This window comes from Caballeronia sp. LjRoot31 (assembly GCF_964253885.1).
Classification (GTDB): domain Bacteria; phylum Pseudomonadota; class Gammaproteobacteria; order Burkholderiales; family Burkholderiaceae; genus Caballeronia.
The window spans coordinates 749,779-768,616 of the sequence record NZ_CAXURX020000001.1 but is presented as its reverse complement, the minus strand read 5'-3'; the positions used below and the strand labels follow the sequence as shown (position 1 = coordinate 768,616).

17 protein-coding genes are annotated in these 18,838 nt (G+C 60.4%); 5 read left to right on the top strand and 12 right to left on the bottom strand.

What is annotated here, in order from left to right:
• Nucleotides 1-164: 164 nt before the first annotated feature.
• The 8 genes from ACSQ8V_RS03240 to ACSQ8V_RS03205 all read right to left on the bottom strand — a co-directional run bounded on the left by ACSQ8V_RS03240 (nucleotide 165) and on the right by ACSQ8V_RS03205 (nucleotide 7,262).
• Nucleotides 165-527, bottom strand: a complete 363-nt coding sequence (locus ACSQ8V_RS03240) for a DUF427 domain-containing protein (protein WP_213768662.1) — start codon at nucleotides 525-527, stop codon at nucleotides 165-167.
• Between the two features lie 261 nt (nucleotides 528-788).
• On the bottom strand, nucleotides 789-1,349 hold the full coding sequence (locus ACSQ8V_RS03235; RefSeq protein ID WP_436204877.1) for a carboxypeptidase regulatory-like domain-containing protein: 561 nt from the start codon (nucleotides 1,347-1,349) through the stop codon (nucleotides 789-791).
• 243 nt (nucleotides 1,350-1,592) lie between these two features.
• On the bottom strand, nucleotides 1,593-3,128 hold the full coding sequence (locus ACSQ8V_RS03230) for a DegQ family serine endoprotease (RefSeq protein WP_213768661.1): 1,536 nt from the start codon (nucleotides 3,126-3,128) through the stop codon (nucleotides 1,593-1,595).
• 65 nt (nucleotides 3,129-3,193) lie between these two features.
• Nucleotides 3,194-4,519 carry an ATP-binding protein gene (locus ACSQ8V_RS03225; RefSeq protein WP_436204876.1) on the bottom strand — a complete coding sequence of 442 codons (1,326 nt, stop codon included), beginning with the start codon at nucleotides 4,517-4,519 and terminating at the stop codon, nucleotides 3,194-3,196.
• Entirely contained in the window at nucleotides 4,519-5,181 is a 663-nt protein-coding gene (locus tag ACSQ8V_RS03220) for a response regulator (RefSeq protein WP_213768659.1), read from the bottom strand. The genes ACSQ8V_RS03225 and ACSQ8V_RS03220 overlap by 1 nt, the downstream gene beginning before the upstream one ends.
• A gap of 670 nt (nucleotides 5,182-5,851) precedes the next feature.
• Nucleotides 5,852-6,334: a DUF2778 domain-containing protein gene (locus tag ACSQ8V_RS03215; protein WP_436204875.1), complete on the bottom strand. Its 483-nt coding sequence runs from the start codon at nucleotides 6,332-6,334 to the stop codon at nucleotides 5,852-5,854.
• 15 nt (nucleotides 6,335-6,349) lie between these two features.
• The gene (locus ACSQ8V_RS03210) at nucleotides 6,350-6,826 is read right to left on the bottom strand and encodes an Hcp family type VI secretion system effector (protein WP_436180864.1); all 477 of its coding nucleotides are present in this window, start codon (nucleotides 6,824-6,826) and stop codon (nucleotides 6,350-6,352) included.
• Between the two features lie 304 nt (nucleotides 6,827-7,130).
• Nucleotides 7,131-7,262: a hypothetical protein gene (locus ACSQ8V_RS03205; RefSeq protein WP_436180863.1), complete on the bottom strand. Its 132-nt coding sequence runs from the start codon at nucleotides 7,260-7,262 to the stop codon at nucleotides 7,131-7,133.
• 439 nt (nucleotides 7,263-7,701) lie between these two features.
• Between ACSQ8V_RS03205 and ACSQ8V_RS03200 the strand changes: the two genes are divergently transcribed.
• A protein-coding gene (locus ACSQ8V_RS03200; RefSeq protein WP_436204874.1) for an IS3 family transposase occupies nucleotides 7,702-8,879 on the top strand; the annotation gives its coding sequence in 2 pieces (ribosomal slippage) (nucleotides 7,702-7,969 and nucleotides 7,969-8,879; 1,179 coding nt in all).
• A gap of 554 nt (nucleotides 8,880-9,433) precedes the next feature.
• Here the strand turns inward: ACSQ8V_RS03200 and ACSQ8V_RS03195 are convergent.
• Genes ACSQ8V_RS03195 through ACSQ8V_RS03185 form a run of 3 tightly spaced genes read right to left on the bottom strand, consistent with a single transcriptional unit; the run spans nucleotide 9,434 to nucleotide 13,044 of the window.
• Nucleotides 9,434-10,456: a histone deacetylase family protein gene (locus ACSQ8V_RS03195; protein ID WP_436204873.1), complete on the bottom strand. Its 1,023-nt coding sequence runs from the start codon at nucleotides 10,454-10,456 to the stop codon at nucleotides 9,434-9,436.
• A 13-nt stretch (nucleotides 10,457-10,469) separates the two neighbouring features.
• Nucleotides 10,470-11,714, bottom strand: a complete 1,245-nt coding sequence (locus ACSQ8V_RS03190; protein WP_436204872.1) for a Zn-dependent hydrolase — start codon at nucleotides 11,712-11,714, stop codon at nucleotides 10,470-10,472.
• Between the two features lie 19 nt (nucleotides 11,715-11,733).
• Nucleotides 11,734-13,044, bottom strand: a complete 1,311-nt coding sequence (locus ACSQ8V_RS03185; protein WP_436204871.1) for an MFS transporter — start codon at nucleotides 13,042-13,044, stop codon at nucleotides 11,734-11,736.
• A gap of 127 nt (nucleotides 13,045-13,171) precedes the next feature.
• On the opposite strand from ACSQ8V_RS03185, the gene ACSQ8V_RS03180 reads away from it, so the two are divergent.
• From ACSQ8V_RS03180 to ACSQ8V_RS03165, 4 genes are all read left to right on the top strand, one after another.
• Nucleotides 13,172-14,140: a LysR family transcriptional regulator gene (locus ACSQ8V_RS03180; RefSeq protein ID WP_436204870.1), complete on the top strand. Its 969-nt coding sequence runs from the start codon at nucleotides 13,172-13,174 to the stop codon at nucleotides 14,138-14,140.
• Between the two features lie 147 nt (nucleotides 14,141-14,287).
• Nucleotides 14,288-15,886 (top strand): D-alanyl-D-alanine carboxypeptidase/D-alanyl-D-alanine endopeptidase, encoded by a 1,599-nt coding sequence (gene dacB, locus ACSQ8V_RS03175; RefSeq protein WP_436204869.1) that lies wholly within the window; start codon nucleotides 14,288-14,290, stop codon nucleotides 15,884-15,886.
• 255 nt (nucleotides 15,887-16,141) lie between these two features.
• The gene (locus tag ACSQ8V_RS03170; protein WP_436180858.1) at nucleotides 16,142-17,332 is read left to right on the top strand and encodes an SGNH/GDSL hydrolase family protein; all 1,191 of its coding nucleotides are present in this window, start codon (nucleotides 16,142-16,144) and stop codon (nucleotides 17,330-17,332) included.
• A 103-nt stretch (nucleotides 17,333-17,435) separates the two neighbouring features.
• The gene (locus ACSQ8V_RS03165) at nucleotides 17,436-17,756 is read left to right on the top strand and encodes a TA system antitoxin ParD family protein (RefSeq protein WP_436204868.1); all 321 of its coding nucleotides are present in this window, start codon (nucleotides 17,436-17,438) and stop codon (nucleotides 17,754-17,756) included.
• Nucleotides 17,757-17,816: 60 nt separating this feature from the next.
• On the opposite strand, the gene ACSQ8V_RS03160 is transcribed toward ACSQ8V_RS03165, so the two are convergent.
• Nucleotides 17,817-18,833, bottom strand: coding sequence for an L-threonylcarbamoyladenylate synthase (locus ACSQ8V_RS03160; protein WP_213768653.1), 1,017 nt, complete (start codon nucleotides 18,831-18,833; stop codon nucleotides 17,817-17,819).
• Nucleotides 18,834-18,838 lie beyond the last annotated feature (5 nt).

Genomic DNA, 18,838 nt, shown 5'->3' with positions numbered 1-18,838 from the left:
CGACCAGAGTTAGCGCTTCAGCGCTTACTCTGGTCCCATGCAGGTATCTGCGGTCGACCAGAGTTAGCGTGTCGACCAGAGTTAGCGCTTCAGCGCCTACTCTGGTCCCATAGCGCCTACTCTGGTCTCATGCCAGTCGACTGTTTTGATTTCGACCTGGCGTTTCAGGTACCCGCCGTCTCGTCGATACGATCGATCCGCGACGGATAAAACGCCAGATAATTTTTAATTTGCGCGACGCCTTCTTTCGGCTGCTCGTAACTCCAGACGGCGTTTTCGACCGGACCGTCCTCCGTCAGCAGATGGTAGTACGTAGCATCGCCCTTGTAGGGGCAATGCGAGGTATGCGTGGATTTTGAGAGCCGTGCCAGATTGACGTCGGCGCGCGGGAAATAATGCACCGGATCGTTGCCTGTTTCGATCAGCGTCAAGGCTGCGCGGGTGTCGGCGAATGTCACGCCCTGATGAATCACGCGATGGCGTCGCGTATTCAGCGAGATTTCAATGTGATGGGTGTCGGTGCTCATCGCGCGCTCCCGGTACAAAAAAACTAAACCGCCACCGCCGCGTTTGCAGCAGCGACATAAAAAAACCACGGGTTTTCCGGGACCCGTGGCTTTCATTATGGGACAACTTTGGGGTGCCTGTGCAAGCCCCGCCAACGTCTTTGGTACCAGCGCCACACCCTGGGCCATATTTAAAGCATCGCCGCAGTCGTTTGTTTCATATGCGGTTTTGCGTACGGTTTCTCACCGCGCCGGATGGTGCGTCTGATGGTGTTTAAACGTTTATTGCATGGACCAATGGAAATCAGCCTTCGCTCCACCGTTACCGGCCACTGTCACCCCTTGCTTCTTTTCTGAATCCTTGTAGCGGGCATAGACCGTGTAGTGGCCTGGAGGCAGCTTCACCAGCATGTACGGACCCATGGCGTCGGTCTTGAGGACTTCGGCGTTCTTTGCATCGGCAATCCGCACGTGGACGTCAGAGAGATAGTCCGACGTCGGCCCCGTGAAACGCAACGAAAGCGGCCAATGCGCCTGCTCGCGAATCAGCGCGTGCGATTCGTCCAACCCCACGCCGCCGGACGTGAACGAAACGTCGCCCTGTGTCTGGATCTGCGGCAGCCCGCCGCCGTTCGTGTTGCCGGCGCTGCTCGTGTCGCTCGTTCCCCCGCCCACGGTCTGCGCGAATGCACCGCCAGCCATCCCGAACGTCGTCGCGGCCGCTAGCAGGGCAATGGACGCCTTTCTCACGGCGGACCTGTGGTGTTTAGTCAACGCGCCGGTGTTTGCTTCAGTGTTTGACTCGGTAGTTGCTTCAATCGCTGCTTTAGTCGTCTTGGTCATCGTGCTCGGCTCCTTATGGACTTCAGACGCCTTCATCGGCGTTCCGCTTGTCTCCCGCCGTCCAGCACACGATGTTTAAGGCAGTCGGGCCGAAGCGGTTCGGGAGAGAAGCTATGAGCACGGTTCGTACCTGCATCTACCCTATTTTCAGGGCGGCGCCGTTGCCTACCCGGCGCCGCCCTGTTCCCGCATCGGCCGACGTTCAGTCGACATTTAAATAAATCACCCGGCAATCATCCCCAATCAGCCGAGATCCACCGGCACGAAGATTTGCGCATCGTCGCGCTGGATCAGCAACGCGATGCTGTCGCCAGCGTGAGCCACCATCGTCTTCAATTGCTGCACGGTCGTGACAGGCTGGCCGTTGACCGCCAGGATTACGTCGCCCGCCTGGATGCCCGCGCTTTCCGCCGCGCCGCCCGCCTGTTGCACGAGCAGACCGCGCGACAGCGATGCACTCTGCTTCTCTTCAGGCGTCAGTGGCCGGACCGCGACGCCCAACCGCGCATCCTGCGATGCCGAATCGGCCTTGTCGGCACCCTGCCCCGCGCTTGCGGTCTTGGCATCGGACAACGTGCCGACGGTCACGCTCAGGTCCTTCGTAGCCTTGTCGCGCCAGACCTGCACCTTCGTCGTGGTGCCCGGCGCGAGCGCCGCCACCTGCGACGGCAACGCGTTCGAATCCGCAACCGGCTGGCCATCGACTGAGAGGATCACGTCGCCGGGCTGCAGGCCGGCTTTCGCCGCCGGACCGCCCGCTTCGACCGAACTCACGAGCGCGCCATTCGGGCTTTGCAGGCCGAACGACTTCGCGAGCGTCTGGTCCATGCCCTGCACGGTCACGCCAAGACGGCCGCGATCCACATGGCCCGTCTTCACCAGCGCGTCTTTCACCTTCATGGCTTCATTGATCGGGATTGCGAACGAAAGTCCCTGGAAGCCGCCGGTCTGCGAATAGATCATCGAGTTGATGCCGATCACTTCGCCTTGCAGGTTGAAAAGCGGGCCGCCGGAATTACCCGGATTCACCGGCACGTCAGTCTGGATGAACGGCGTGTAGTTCTCGTTCGGCAACGAGCGCGATTTCGCGCTGATGATGCCGGACGTCACGGTGTTATCGAACCCGTAAGGCGAGCCGATCGCGACCACCCACTGGCCGACCTTGCTGCCGTTCGGATCGCCAATCTTGACGGTCGGCAGGTTCTTCGCATCGATCTTCAGCACGGCGACATCCGACTGCTTGTCTGAGCCGATTACTTTCGCGCGGTATTCGCGTTTGTCGGTGGTCTTGACCGTGACGACGTTCGCGCCGTCCACCACGTGTGCATTGGTCAGGATGTAACCATCGCTACTCACGATAAAGCCCGAACCCAGGCTTTCGCTTGGGGTATCGGCGGCGTTCTGGCCGTCGTTGCCGCCCATGCCCGGCACCCCATTACCGTAGAAGTGCTTGAAGAACTGGTAGAACGGATCGCTCGGATCGATCGGCAATTGCGGATTGCCGCCATTCCCGCCGCCATTCATGCCGTTGCGGCGCGACGCGGTCTTGACCACGTGCTTCGCGCTGATGTTGACGACCGCCGGGCCGTAGGTTTCGACCAGGCCGGAGAAATCCGGAATACCGGTCTTTGCAGCGGCTTCGGCCGGCATCATGGCGGCTTGTGCCGGCGTGATGACCTGCGGTGCCGGGACGTTCCGGTTTCCTGCGACGTAACCCGCCGACAGGGCGGCGGCAACGGCTACCGCAATGGCGCTGCGGGAAATGATCTTCGAATTCATCGTGTGCTCCTCGGGGATGCGCTTCAGAATGAAACGAAGATTACGAGGCGCCGCTTAAAGGGCACTTAAAGCGGGGGATTTAAAGCAGCTTTGAATTGAATGGAGACCAGCAAACCACCGCTTTTCGATTCGGCGAGCGAAACTTTCGCGTCATGCTGCATCGCGATCCGGCGCACGATCGCGAGGCCCAGGCCGCTGCCCGCCACGTCCGTGCGCGCCCGGCTGGCGCCCATTCCCGCTCGATAAAACCGGTCGAACACCCGCTCGCGCTCATCGGCGGGAATGCCCGGGCCCGTATCGGCGATTTCCACCGTGGGAGTGCCGTTGTCCACCTGCAGGCAGACGTCCACCCGTCCGCCGTCGGGCGTGTATTTCGTGGCGTTGTCGATGAGATTGTTGAACATCACGCGCAACGCGTTGGCATCGCCGGAAATGGTTGCCGGTTCGTTCGCTTCAATGCCCAGGTCGACACCGCGCTGTTGCGCCACCAGCACGGACGCGCCAACGCATTCATCCAGCAGCGCGTGCAGGTCCACGGGCTTGGTTTCACGCTTGCCGTCGGGTTCGGAGCGCGCAAGTGCAAGCAGTTGCTCGGCCAGACGCGTGGCGCGCGTGATACCCGCTTGCAGGTCGTCGAGCGCTTCCTTGCGCGACTCGTCGTCCTTCGCGCGCGCCACCAGTTGCGACTGGATCTGCACGGCGGCGAGCGGCGTGCGAAGCTCGTGGGCGGCGTCGGCGACGAAAGCCTTTTGCGTATCCAGCGCAGTCGCGAGGCGAACGAGCAGCGCGTTCAACGCGCGCACGACGGGCACGACTTCTTCCGGCAAACGGTTGTCGGGTAAAGGCTCCAGCGCTTCGGGATGACGCGTGTCGAGCGCGCGGGTGACGCGCTGCAGCGGCTTCAAACCCCGTCCGACGATGATCCATATTGCCAGGCCGAGCAGCGGCAGCAACACTACCAGCGGCCATAAGGTCCGCCATGCCACACCGGCCGCCAGCCGATTGCGGATGGACACCGGCTGCGCGAGCTGGACGACGTTATCGCCGACAATCGCGCTGTAGACGCGCCATACGCCGCGCGGCGTGGATTCGGTGGAAAAGCCCAGTTCCGCGTGGGGCGCAAGCGGTACGCGCGGGTGCGAGTAATACATGAGCACGCCGTTGCGGTTCCAGATCTGGATCACGACGCCCTCGTCGCTGTCGCTGCGTGATTGCAGCACGGACGAAAACGGTTCCGACGGCAGCGCGGCCGCAATCTGTTCCAGTTGATAATCAAACAGTTCGTTCGCTTCGGCCAGCGCCTGACGATAGATCAGCCAGCCCGCAAACCCCACGCCGACGATCACCAGTGCCAGCAGCCAGACCAGCAATTGGCGGCGAATGGAATGCATCAGGCTTCCTTCGATACCATGTAACCGAGTCCACGGACATTGCGGATGAGGTCAGGCCCCAGCTTTTTGCGCAGCGAATGGATGTAGACCTCGACCGTGTTACTGCCGATTTCCTCACCCCAGCCGTAGATTTTTTCTTCAAGCTGGCTCTTCGATAAAACCGCGCCCGGGCGTGCCATCAGGGCTTCGAGCAGCGCGAATTCGCGGGCGGAGAGGGCAATGGGGTTGCCTTCCAGCGTGACCTGGTGGCCCACGGGGTCCAGCGTTAATGCGCCGTGGCGGATCAGGGAGTCGCCGCGGCCGGCGTGGCGGCGGATCAGGGCGCGCATGCGGGCGCCCAGTTCGTCGAGGTCAAAAGGCTTGACCAGATAGTCGTCGGCGCCGGCGTCCAGGCCTTTTACACGGTCGGCAATGGCGTCCCGAGCGGTGACGATCAGCACGGGCAATGCGTTGCCTTTTGCTCTCAGGCTTTTGAGGACATCGAGACCGTCGCGTTTCGGCAATCCCAGGTCCAGCAGCATGAGATCGTAAGGTTCGCCGCCTACCGCCGTCAGGGCCGCTTCACCGTCCTGCACCCAGTCCACCGCGAATCCGTCGTTGCGCAGCGCCTTGCGGACGCCTTCCGCAATCATTCGGTCGTCTTCTACCAGTAGGATTCGCATCGATTTGGGTCACGGCTTGTCTCGGCTTTGCAGCCCGGACGTTCATTCTAGCCGGGACGGGTTAAGGCGGGCTTAAAGGGGCCTTAAGACCAAGAGAAGCGGTTTTCCTAAATAGACCCGATCGACAGTCGGCCACTTCGCGAGCACGAACACCCAGATCATGATCAAGTTCACGATGGACACCAAAATGGCAAGTTAAGTATCTCCCTGCCGGAAAAGCCGCCCGCTTGGTGACGCTGAAATAGGGGAACATAAAAATGATGGCTGTTGTCATCAAAATTAGCCAATGCCAGATGCTCGATAGTCCCACGGCCCCCTTAGCACTTTGTTGTGAAGCTGTGCCGTGAAAGTGCGACTTGATCATGTCTCACTGGCTGCGGATTTTTCTGACTCGATAGCCGCATAGTGCGAAATAACAGAGGAAGAGAAGAGCGCCGACTAGTAGCGTAGCTATTGCCCAATAGAGCACCAACGCGAGTGTTGCCATATCCTCTGGGTTTCCCAGATATTCGGCTCCGGTTACGGACAGGCAGAATCGAATAAATGTCTCCACAAACATCGGCATATTGAACGGGAGCGCGGCGATGACATACGTTAGTTGCCATCCTCCGATAGATGACGCCATGCCCCAAGCAACGTATCGCAATACCCGTTTCACAAATGACATTTCTCACTTGACCTCGACTGTTCCATAGGCTCGCAACGTTGTGCCCGGTACTGGCAGGGTCTGTCCTTGCGAACGGATGAATTTTTGAAGGCGGTCGAACTCATAGGGGGTTACGACCGTAATGCAACCGTGACTTAAACCCAAGGGGCCTTTGGGGTGCAACCTGAAATTACCTCGCTTGATACCATTGATGTTTGTCGTGTCGCCCGATGTCGGATTCCAGAGCATGAACCAAGTACGTCTGTCGGTTGAACCGTAGCCGTGCGCCTCCCACCAATCGTATAGGAAACCCAGGTAGCCCCCCGACTGGCGGTCTACGAGGTAGTACGTCCCTTTGGGAAGCGGTCCGACGTTTTCCATAGCCGTTTCATCGGGATTGTCCAGGCCTTGATCCGTTCCCGAAAAGGCCGCAATTGATGAGGTTCCCTCGCAGGTAAGGGACGAAGTCGTGAGCTTGTTAAGAACAAAAGTGCATTTGACCGGCATTTGTTTTACCTCAGGTCACTTTGTCGTGTTGTCCTTGATGTACAACGTAGCGGTTACAGCGCCGCCACTTCCCCCTAACTGGTTCTGTACGAAGTACTCATGCTTCATCGTTGAAAAAGAAAGGTGTACGTCTTCGTGACAAACATCGCCGCCGCCGACAAGCTCAACTTGGGTGATGACCACGTCATACATGGTGATCTTGAGGTACTCGAATGGTAGCCCTCCCGCCTTTCGCATAGTCAATTGCATCTGGTCGATATGCTTACCCGTGAAACAATATTTGGCCAGGTTCGGGCTGGCGCGGTCTAGCTGGTGCGTGAATGCCAGATCGGAAACCGTGGCCTTACCCGCGCCGCCGCCGGAACCCGACATCATGGCGGATTGCTGCGAGACCTTCCAACGCCAACCGATCACATCGATCTCGTTCAGGTGCGAGGCATCCTGCGATTCGCCGTCAATGCCATTTATTTTAAGGAAAATATCCTGTGCCATGAAAATCTCGCAACCTTTAAATTTAGCAGTACTGGATGAAGACTCGTGTATACAAAACTGAAATGATTGCATAGCCGAGGAAGCCTAACCCGATAGTCAGGGAAGGAACCACTTTAAAGCGTTGAGCAAAAACATCGTCGGAGACGGGCAAGTACGAAAGTGCCCTTTTCAATTTTGATATATCAGATTGTTGATAACGATGGGCTAAATCTAGCAGATTGCTGGATGCTCATGTTTTTGGGATAACTGCCATCGCATTCGAATTTACAATCCTCACAAACAGCATCTCAATATTCCTAACGTTTCACGCGATTGCGCTGGTACATTGAGAACCGAGATATTCAACATACCGGAAAGTGCGATTGGCAAGACACCGCTGTTTGAGGTCACGCCAAGTGCGTTCGATGACGTTGGGTCCCGGCGCATATTTTGGCAATCATCCGACAGTCAGCCATGCCCGCTAGTCGAGCGCTTTGTCGTGAGTTTGCTGGTGCGGATGGGCCGTTATAGAGCACCATCACGATCGGATTGCCAGGTACACGGGAGTGACGTGCGCATCGCCGGTTCAGGTCTTCCGGCAGGCAAACGGAGAGGGTACGGCGCGCAGCAGCGCTGGTGAGAAGCGTCAGTTCCCGACTGTTGCATCCGGCAAGCCAACTTGCAGCGCTTGCGACTTTGGCCGGTGTCTCACCGCGAAGATCAGCTCTGCGCTCTGCCCATATATGAGCGAGGTTAGCATGCGAGAGCGCGTCGGATTCGTCCTGCGAGAACGGTCGAATCTCACCGCGCGCCTGCTGGCACAAAAGTGTAGTGGTCTAATTTCCTCGGACAGGTCGATAGGCGGACAATGCTGAATCGATGAGGGAAAAGAGTAAATGACAAAAAGGCGCCGACAATTTGACGCCAGCTTCAAGCTGGAAGTGGTACGTATGGTAAGGGACCAGGGATTATCGGTGGGCGAGGTTTGCCGGTCGATGGGGCTTGTCGATACAGCGGTTCGACGCTGGGTCGCTCAATACGACGCGGAGTGCGCGGGTGGTCCCGGCGAGGGTAAGCCGCTGACAAGCGAACAACAACGCATCCGGCAACTCGAAACGGAGAACCGGCAATTGCGCGAGGACGTGTCCATACTAAAAAAAGCGTCGGCCTTCTTTGCACGGGAACTGAAGTGAGCTACCGAGTGGTCACTCAATTGCAAGAGAAGGCCGTCTCGGTCAGTCACGCTTGCCGGCTATTGCAGGTGAGCCGCTCGGGATATTACGCACACCGGCAGACACGGCCTAGCCCCAGGCGTGTGCAAGAGAAAACACATGTCAGGGCTGCCTTCGCCGCCAGCGGCAGGAACTACGGTAGCAGACGTGTGATGCATGCGCTGCAAGCCAAGGGAGTGCGCATCGGGCGTCATCGCGTGCGTACGCTCATGCGCGAAATGGACTTGCGTACGAACTGGAAACGTAAGTTCGTCTCGACCACCGACAGCCGTCATAAGCTGCCAGTGGCCGAGAATGTGCTGCAGCGGCAATTTGAGGTGGCACAGCCCAATCGGGCGTGGGTGTCGGATATAACGTACATCCGTACTGCGCAGGGGTGGCTCTACCTGGCCGTGGTGCTGGACCTGCATTCACGCAAGGTGGTGGGCTGGGCGATGGCGCCGACCATGCTGGCTGGATTGGTCGTCTCGGCACTGGATCAAGCCCTACAGCAACGTCGCCCAGCGCCGGGATTGGTACTCCATTCGGATCGCGGTAGCCAGTATGCGGGTGCTGAATACCAAGCCTTGCTTAAGCAACATCATGTCGTTTGCAGTATGAGTCGCAAGGGAAATTGTTGGGACAATTCTGTGATGGAAAGATTCTTTCTGAATCTGAAGATGGAACGCTTGTGGCAGCGTCAATACGCCAACCATGATGAGGCCCGAAGCGACATCAATCAGTACATCGTCGGCTTCTACAATTGCGTGCGGCTGCACTCGACTTTGGGCTATCTGTCGCCCAGTGCCTACGAGGCCAAAATGGCAGTAAAAGTACCTAACAACCTGTCCGAAATAACTTGACCACTACAAAGCTGCAACCGTACGCCCGAGCGCTCTGCCGCCTCTTGGTGCTACGCCCGCTCAGGGTGTGCCATAGCCGACGCCGGCCCCCTTCTTTGGGGCAGCATAATACTAGCCGTGCGCGATAGCGACGGCGCATCGGCGGTCGATTTCCGCCTCCAGGCACGGCAAGGTCCACAAAGTCGGTCCTGGTTCGCAGAGGATCACTCTCGCGCAGCCCACGGTTGCTTCGTCCGCGCTGCCCGGCCGACCGGTTCTTGGCAGGGCTTGAAATGCATCCACTCCGCCCGAGCTAATCGCCGCGTGGGATGGTGCACTCCTTCGGCTCGCGTGCCGATCACTCGCCGGACTGCCCGTCCGGACTCCAAAGATTTGCACGCGCCCTATCGGCCTCCCGCCTGTCCGAGGATCGGCTCAATCGCATCAACGCTACTCGATCTTCCGCACTAACTGTCTGCTCGCATCTCTACCCTGCATCATCGCTCCGTATTCAATCCGACACCGGGCTGGTGCATTCGTGAGCATGATTGATGGAGTCTACTCAGAACTACCCATCAACGTCCCGCGCCAAACCCATCGAAGAATGCGCGCGCATTCACCTCCAGTGTATCGATGTGATACCCGCCCTCCTGCACGATTAGCGTCGGCAATTTCAGTGCGCCAATCTGAGCGCCCAGCTTGCCGAATCCTTCGGTTGTCACCGCGACCATCGACTGGGGATCGTCCTTGTAGATGTCGAAGCCCAGCGCCAGCACCAGAACGTCCGGCTGGAAGCGCTCAAGCACACGCGTGGCGGTATCGAGGGAATCAAAAAACACTTCCTCCGATGACCCATGCGGCATCGGCAAATTCACGTTGTAACCGTCGCCGGCTGCCTCGCCACGCTCGTCGTCAAAGCCGGCTACGACCGGGTAGAAGTTCGTCGGGTCGCCGTGAATGGAGACGTACAGCACGTCGCTGCGATCGTAGAAGATTTCCTGTATGCCCTGGCCATGGTGCATGTCGGTATCGAGGATGGCGACGCGGCCGTATTTCCCACGCAGCGCCTGTGCCGCGATTGCTGCGTTGTTCAGGTAACAGAAACCGCCCGCCGCTTCGGCGCGCGCATGATGCCCCGGCGGCCGGCACAACGCATACGCCTCGCGCGCGCCTTCGATGATCGCGTTCGCCCCCGCCAGCGCACTTTGCGCCGACCAGTAGGCGGATTCGTACGTGTCGGGGCCGACCGGGCAGCTGCCATCGGCGAGATAACGTGCTGCTTGTCCAAGCACGCCACGCAGCGGATTGTTCTCGCGGATATACACATTCGACATTACTTCGTCGCCCCATTCAGCCGGCACCTTCTTCCACTCGCGATGCGCTTCCTCAAGGAAGCGCAAGTAGTTCATGCCATGCACGGCAGCGAGCGGCGCAGCGCCAAAGTCGGCGGGTTCGCGGACATCGAAACCCATGGCCTTCGACGCATCGACCAGTCGCAACGCGCGCTCAGGAATCTCCTGCGGCGTGCGCATCTGACCACGAGAAAGGTACGTGCGTGGATGATGTTTCAGTTGGGAGGGATGGAAATAAGTCAGCATTGTCCGGTCCTTGTTACGCGTCAACCGTTGCGCCGATCACCGCACGCGCCAGTACCGCATTGATCAAAACATTCGCGCCGCAGGTGACGTCTTCGGGAAGCGCGTCCTCGGCTTCGTTGTGCGAAAGACCGTCTACGCAGGGGATAAAAACCATGGCCGTGGGCACGTGCCGCGCGAGGTGGATTGCATCGTGACCCGCTCCGCTGACAATACGCTCGTATGCGTAGCCGAAGCCTTCCGCGGCTTCTTCCACGAGATCTACGCACGCGGAATCAAACGGCGTGGCAGGGCTTTTCCAGTATGTTGCGATGGCGGCTTCAAGCCCACGATCCCCGGCGATCTTGCCGAAGGCCGTGCGGACTTCGTGTTCCATCGCGTCGATTTTCTTGTCATCCGGATGACGCAGATCGACGGTGAACGCAACGCGCCCGGCAATGGTGTTACGCGATGAATTCGGCACGTCCACCTGACCAATCGTGACCAAGCCGAGCGGCGCGAAACGTTGCGCGATGGCTTCAAGTTCAAGCGCCATCGCCGCGCTCGCAAACAACGCGTCCTTCCGATACGGCATCGGCGTCGTGCCGGCGTGGGCGGCCACGCCCATCACTTCGACATCAAGCCAGCGGATCGCCTGACCGCCTGTAACAACGCCGATAGGATTGCCGTGGCTCTCCAGAATGGGCCCTTGTTCGATATGCGCCTCGAAATACGAATCGACGTTCTCAACGCCAAGTCCGCGCGTTCCGGCGTAACCGCTTTCATTCAAAGCCTCGCGCAACGTCACGCCGTCTGCGTCCTTGGTCTGCAATGCTGTTTCCAGCGGCGTCGCGCCGACAAACACCGCCGAACCAAGCATGGCCGGCGTAAAGCGCGCACCCTCTTCGTTCGTCCACGAGACAATCTCGATGGGCTTCTCCGTCAACACGCCGTGATCGTTCAACGTGCGCACGACTTCGAGCGCGGCCAGAACGCCGTAGACGCCATCGAAGCGACCGCCTTCAGGCTGTGTGTCGAGATGACTGCCGATCAGCACGGGTTTCGCTTTCGCATCCGAGCCTTCGCGACGCGCGAACAGGTTGCCGACTTCATCGGTACGCACGGTCATTCCCGCTTCGCTGCACCACGTGGCGAACAACTCGCGGCCACGCCGGTCTTCTTCCGTCAGCGCAAGACGACGCACGCCGCCCTTGGGCGTCGCGCCGATTTTCGCCATCTCCGTCAGGGTCGCCCACAGGCGTGGGCCGTCGATTTTCAACATGCTTCGTTATCCTCTAGATTCAGCGAGTAGCCAGTGCTTCCGGTGCATCGGCGCGACGATGTTTCAATGCATCAAGCGCGACGATCGACAGCAGCGAAATCCCGGCGAGACACGTATAAAACACCGCCAGCGGCCACCATTGCCCCGTGAACCTATGTGCAAGCCAAGTGCCGACAAGCGGCGTCAAGCCGCCCGCAATCGCGCCGCAAACCTGATACGAAATCGAGATCGCGGAGTAGCGCACACGCACCGGGAACACGCCGCTGACAAACCCTGCGATGACCGAATAAAAGCTCGCCATGCAGACCACGGCAATAGCGATGCCGATAATCATCGACACCATGTTGCCGCTTTGCACGAGGATGAACATGGGATACGGCGAGATCATCGCGCACAGGGCCGTGAGCTTCAGGAAGCGCGCACTGCCGATCTTTTCGGCGAGCAACGCGGCCAGCGGCTGCGTGAAGAACTGGATGATCGCGACCGCAAACAGGCAATCGAGGATCAGCGATTTCGTCACGCCCACATACTGTGTGGTGTACGAAATCATGAAGGTATTGGTGAAATACACGCCGGCAATGCCAATCGTATTTGCACCGATGCAAAACGCGACCAGCGCGCCCGACGAGCGGAACACTTCGGCAATCGGCAATTCCACCGTGCGCCTGGACAGCTTCTCGCGCTCGAATTCCGGCGACTCGTTCACGCCCATTCGAATCAAGATGCCGACCACAAGCAACACCGCGCTCACCAGAAACGGCAGGCGCCAGCCCCACGCGATGAACGCCTCATGCGGCATCGACGTCACCGCGCGAAACGCGACCAGCGAAAGAATCAGTCCGGCGGGGCTGCCGAGTTGCGCGAACGATGCGAAAAACGTCCGCCTTCCTTTAGGCGCATGTTCGGCCGCCATCAGCACCGCCCCGCCCCATTCGCCGCCCACCGCAATGCCCTGAACCACGCGCAGCAACACGAGCAGCACCGGCGCGAGCAGACCGACCTTCGCGTAAGCCGGCAGCAAGCCGACGCATACGGTCGCCACACCCATCATCATCAGCGTGGTCATCAGCGCTTTCTTGCGGCCGATCTTGTCGCCGAGATGACCGAAGATCAGCCCGCCCAGCGGCCGCGCGAAGAATCCGACGGCGAACGTGGCGAACGACGCCATCGTGCTGATGAACGGATCATGCGATGGAAAATACAGCTCGCCGAACACAAGCGCGGCGGCGGTGGCGTAGATATAAAAGTCGTACCACTCGATCATCGTGCCGATGAAAGCGGCGGCCGCCGCGCGCACGGGCTGGCGAGTCGGACTGGGTGTTGGGGTCACGGTGGCTCCTGATTCGCTTGTTTTAATGCAGATGGTCAGGGCGTTTTATCGCCAGCCATAAAACATTAGTCCAATTTCGATTTATTATTCGCCGTATAAGTTTGGCTAATACCCAGGACATTTCCCCATGGCTCAACGGCGTGTAGATATCGCGCGGTTCCTGAACGACCGGCTCGACTGGAACCTGCTGCGGACCTTCCTCGTCATCATGCAGGAGCGCAGCGTGAGCCGCGCCGCCGCGCGCCTGCATCTCACGCAACCGGCGGTGAGCCAGGCGCTCAAGCGCCTGGAGGACACGCTCGGGCGCAACCTGATCCAGCGCCGTGGCCCGCACTTCGAGCCAACGCACGCGGGCGAAGAGGTGTACCGGATCGCAAGCGATATCTACGGCCATATGTCGAGGCTCGAAACCGAGCTCGATGACCGCAGCGAAGACATCACCGGTTCGATCCGCCTGCTCACGGTGAGCCGTATCGATTCAGGCGTGTATGACGAGTTTCTCGGCGAATTCCATCGGACTTATCCGCGTATCGACTTGCATATCGAGGTAATGCGGTCGTCGGACATCATTTCGTCTCTGCTGCAAAAAACCGCGACGGCGGGGCTCAGCCTGTGCCGCACGCCCATCGATAAACTCGAGCAGCGTTGTTTCCTGCGCCAACGATATGCCATTTTTTGTGGCCGGTACCATCGCCTGTTCGGGCGGCATGGGCTGACCATGGAAGATTTGCTCGCGGAGAACTTCGTGTCATTCACGAGCGACCAGATTGGCGACAGCCTGTCGCCGCTGACCGTCTTTCGCGACCAGCGTGGGTTCACGGGACGGATCGTGGCGGCGTCGCCCAGTCTGGACGAAGTGCGGCGGCTGATCTTCGCGGGGTATGGCATCGGCTGCCTGCCCGAGCACATTGTCCGTGACGACCTCACGCAGCAGCGCCTGTGGCGTTTGCCGCCGGAAGAGGGTCTGGTCGATGTCGACGTCGATCTGCTGTGGCATCGCGGACGCAAGATGAACGCGGCGGAGCAGGCGTTCATCGATGGCATGGAGCGCACGATGCAGCGTTATTCACTGCCCGAACGGCTCGCCCCGCGCTGAGGCCCAAGTGCCAAGGCTTTACACCCGCTGCCGGTTGAAAGCCCGCAAACCTTAAACCGTAAGCAGAACCCCCATACAATAGCTGCACCGCTTGGGGCACCCTCGCCCTGCAATCCGCAAAACCGCACCACATCACGATCCAACCACATGTATAGAGCACCATTTCTGAACAGGACAAATCCACTTGCCAAACGTTGGCGCGCAGCCGCGACCCTGGTTATAGCCGCAGCCACTTTCACCTTCGCGATGAACACGCCCGTCGAGGCCCGCGGTGGTGGCGGCTCAAAGGCGGAAACGCAGAAACCAACGCCGAAACGCGCAACGGCGAAGAAGACGAAGTTCCAGCGCGTCGCGGTCCCGGCCGGTCCGCTGCCGGCCACCGTCATGGCGGCGCTTGCACGCGCCCACGTGCCGCTTTCGTCGATGAGCGTCGTGGTCGAACGAATTGGCAGCGGCGGCGTGCCGCTCGTCGCGATCAACGCCAACCAGCCGATGATGCCCGCCTCCACCATGAAGCTGGTCACCACGTACTCGGGCTTGTCGTTATTGGGTCCGGATTACCGCTGGAAAACCACGGCCTACGCCGACGGTGAAGTCGATGCAAACGGCGTCCTTCACGGCAACCTGTACATCCAGGGCACGGGCGATCCGAAACTCGTGCCGGAAGAACTCATCGACCTGGTGGATCAGATCCGCCGCAACGGCATCACGGGCATTGACGGTGCGCTGGTCCTGGACAAACGCTACTTCGATGCCTCCACGCGCGATCTCCCCGCCTTCGACGCCGACGAAAGCGCACCCTACAACGTCGGCCCGGACCCGCTGCTGTATGCGTTCAAGTCGCTGTCGTTCACGTTGACGCCGAGCCCCGACGGCCAGGTTGCAATCGATGTGCTGCCGCAACTCGCGCAGTTGCAGATCGACAACGAACTCAAGGTCACGCGCGGCGCTTGCGCGGGCTCACTGCCGGCGGCGTCGCCGAGCGTGGCGCAAACCACGGGCGGTTTTGTGCAGGCATCGTTTATCGGCGATTATCCGCTGCGCTGCGGCCCGCGCACCATCAACGTCGCTGCGCTAGACCATTCCACCTTCTTTGCCGGCGGCTTCCTCGCGCTCTGGAAACAGGCGGGCGGCACCTTCAACGGCACCACCCGCGAAGGCCCGACGCCGGTCAGCGCGCGGCTCGTCGGCACGCACCGCAGCCCGGTGCTGTCGGACATCGTTCGCGACATCAACAAGTTCAGCAACAACGTGATGGCGCGCAACCTGTTCCTGACCATCGGCGCCGCGATGGGCAAACCGCCCGCGACCACGCAGAAATCATCGGCGGCGATCACGGCGTTCCTGCATCACAACGCGCTGCCCATGACCGACCTTTACCTCGATAACGGCTCGGGCCTGTCACGCGAAGAACACATCACGGCGCAATCGCTCGCCGACCTGCTCACGGCCGCGAATTCGAGCCCGGTGGCGCAGGTCTTCGTGGAGTCGTTGCCTATCGCGGGCGTGGACGGCACCATGCGCAACCGGCTCACCAACGCGGGCGCGGGCGGCAACGCCCACATCAAGACGGGCACGCTGCGCGACGTGCGGGCCATCGCCGGCTACGTGGGCGCGGAGAATGGCGAGAGCTACGTGGTGGTGAGTTTTATCAACGACCCGCGTGCCGAAGCGGCCCGGGCGGCGCATGACGCGCTGCTCGAGTGGGTTTACGAGGGCGCGCGCCGCACGGGACCGGCTGAATGAGCCGCTTCCTGGCCGACTTAGAACCCGAGGGCGCGCGGTCTGCAAGCACAGGCAAACCCTCGTAGGAAACAATCTCAAATCCTCTTAAAGATTCGGTAAGCTATCGCCACGCTTGGCCGACGACACGCATTGTTCGCAGTGCATGTTGTTCGAAGATTCGAAGCCAACGCTCAAGCGGAAAGCCAGCCGACAGCAACCTCGAAGCGGCGTGCAGACCACATGACCAGATAAACGAGGAACGAGGAGATGAAGTCGATGAAACCCGCCCTGACGAAACCCGCCGCGCGTCAAACGCGCTGGCTGCTCGCTATCCAGACGGCCACTGCGTGCGCCGCGTTCGCCATGCTGGCCGCGTGCGGCGGCGGCAGCGATAACAACAATAACAACACGCCAGCGGGCGGCGTGAAACTGCAAGCGGTGTCGTTCGGCGACAGTCTCTCGGACGTCGGCACGTATGCACCAGTCGCAACGGCAAGCTTCGGCGGCGGCCGCTTCACGACGAACCCCGGCCAGATCTGGACCCAGAACGTGGCGCAGTATTACGGCAGCACGCTGACGGCGGCGAACACCGGCGGCTTCGGCATCCCGCTTTCGCCGGCCGGCGGTTTGGGCTATGCACAAGGCGGCTCACGCGTGACGTCGCAACCGGGCGTTGGCCACGCCACCCCGGGCACGGCGAACGCCGACTTTGCGCAGGCCACGACTGTCCCGATCAACGACCAGGTGACCCAGTACATTGGGACCTATGGCACGTTCAACGCGAACCAGCTCGTGCTGGTGAACGGCGGCGCCAACGACATCTTCTACAACCTGACCGTGGAGCAAGCGACTGCCGCCGACATCGAGGCCCAGCTCGCCGCGGGAACCATCACGCCGGCGCAGGCTACGGCAGCGGGCACTGCTGCGACGACCGCCGCGACGACCGCCATCAGCCAGGCGGCAATCGACCTGGCGACGGTCGTTGGCCGGGTGGTCCAAGCCGGCGCGACACACGTGGTGGTATCGGCGATTCCTGACATCGGCGGATCGCCTGAGGGCTTGGCCAGCGCCGATAAAGGCGTGACTTTGTCGCAAGTAACGCAGTTGTTCAACGGCACGCTGAAAGGCGCGCTGCAGCAGTCGGGCTTGTTGTCGAAGGTGGTCTACGTCGATGCCTACACCTGGGTCGACGGCATCCAGGCGAACTTTCAGGCGAACGGCTTCACGGTATCGAATACGGACACCGCCTGTAATCTCGCCGCGATGACCGCCGCCGCGACCAAGCTGGGCGAGCCGGACCCCTCGGCATTCGCTACGTCGCTGTTCTGCTCGCCGCAAACCTACACGGTTGCCGGCGCGGACCAGACGTATATGTACGCCGATACGGTCCATCCGACGACGCATCTGCATGCGCTGTTCTCCACGTACGTGGAACAGCAGATTGCTGCGAGCGGGCTGGGGAAATAAGCGCGGCCGGATGAGCCGATGATGTTGAAACGCCCGGTCGGAAGACCGGGCGTTTTGCTTTTTGGAGGGGCGGCCGAGGCTCTATTCGACGGTCTTCGCGAGGATGGCGGCCTTTGATCAGAAAGCCATAATCTCCGGGCACGCAGGCTGCAAAAATCGCATATCAGCCATAATGCTTCTCCTACTTCAGAAGGCCTTCATCATGGCGGTGCCACTCAAACTATCGGATGAACTGATCGAGATTGCGAAGCCGCATGCGACGGCAAAAAATTGCTCGGTTCCAAAGCAAATCGAGTATTGGGCGAGACTCGGAAAGGCGGTTGAAGAGAATCCTGAGCTTCCCGTCCAGTTCATCCAGGTCACGCTCCTCGCGGTCGAAGAAGCCAAAGCGGGTCAGCTAGCGGAATATCAATTCTCTTCGTGATGACACTTCGAAAGGTTTTTTAGCTAATCCTGCTTTGCAGGACACCAGCCCGCCGCGCCTCTACCCCTCAAACGCCGCTGCCGCACGCCCCAGCCGGTCGTTCACCGCGCTCCATTCCGCCGATACCGGCAGCGTCTCGATCAGAATCCTCTCGACATCAGCGCAATCGAGCGCGCGCAGCAGCCCGTACAGTTCGCGGGCGTAGCTCTGCGGATCGTCGGGCGCGGCGATGAAATGCACGTTCGGCGCGTCCGCCCATTTACCCGCGCTCGATGCCCGCGCGACCAGCGCCAGCTTCTTGCTGGCATCGAACGGATGCGCAGCGAGCAACGGTTCCAGCGCCGCGAACGGCAACAAGCTGAGCGGCGTGCGCGGCGCGTAATGCGCCTTCAGTGTGCCGGAGGCGCGCGGCGCGCTGGCGTCGGTGCCATCGGGCAGACGTGGCATCACGCCAAGCACATCGGCAATCTCGATCGGACTCACATGTCCCGGCCGGAGCAAGGCGGGAAAGCCCCGCGATAAATCCAGAATCGTCGATTCGATACCCACCTTCGCCGCCCCGCCATCCAGCACATGCACGCTTGCGCCGAATTCATCGCGGACATGTTGCGCCGTGGTCGGGCTGACATGCCCAAACCGGTTCGCCGATGGCCCCGCCACGCCGCCATGACCATCGCGCAAAGTGCTGAAGGTCGTGAGCAGCGCCTGCGCGACTGGATGCGACGGACAGCGGATAGCGACGGAATCCTGCCCGCCGCTGACAGCCGCCGGCACGTGCGCCGCGCGCTTCAGAATTAGCGTGAGCGGGCCGGGCCAGAAGGCATCGATCAGTTTCTGCGCATCGGCTGAAAGGGATTGAACCCAGTACGCCGGGTCGCTGCCGGGCGCGAGATGCACGATCACCGGATGATTCGACGGCCTTCCTTTCGCCGCATAGATCCTTGCGATGGCCTCGGGATTCTCGGCATCGCCGCCCAGTCCGTAGACGGTTTCAGTCGGAAACGCGACGAGTTGCCCGGCATCGAGCAACGCGGCCGCCTCCTGGATCTGCGCGACGGTGGGAGCTTCGAAAGTCATCAACG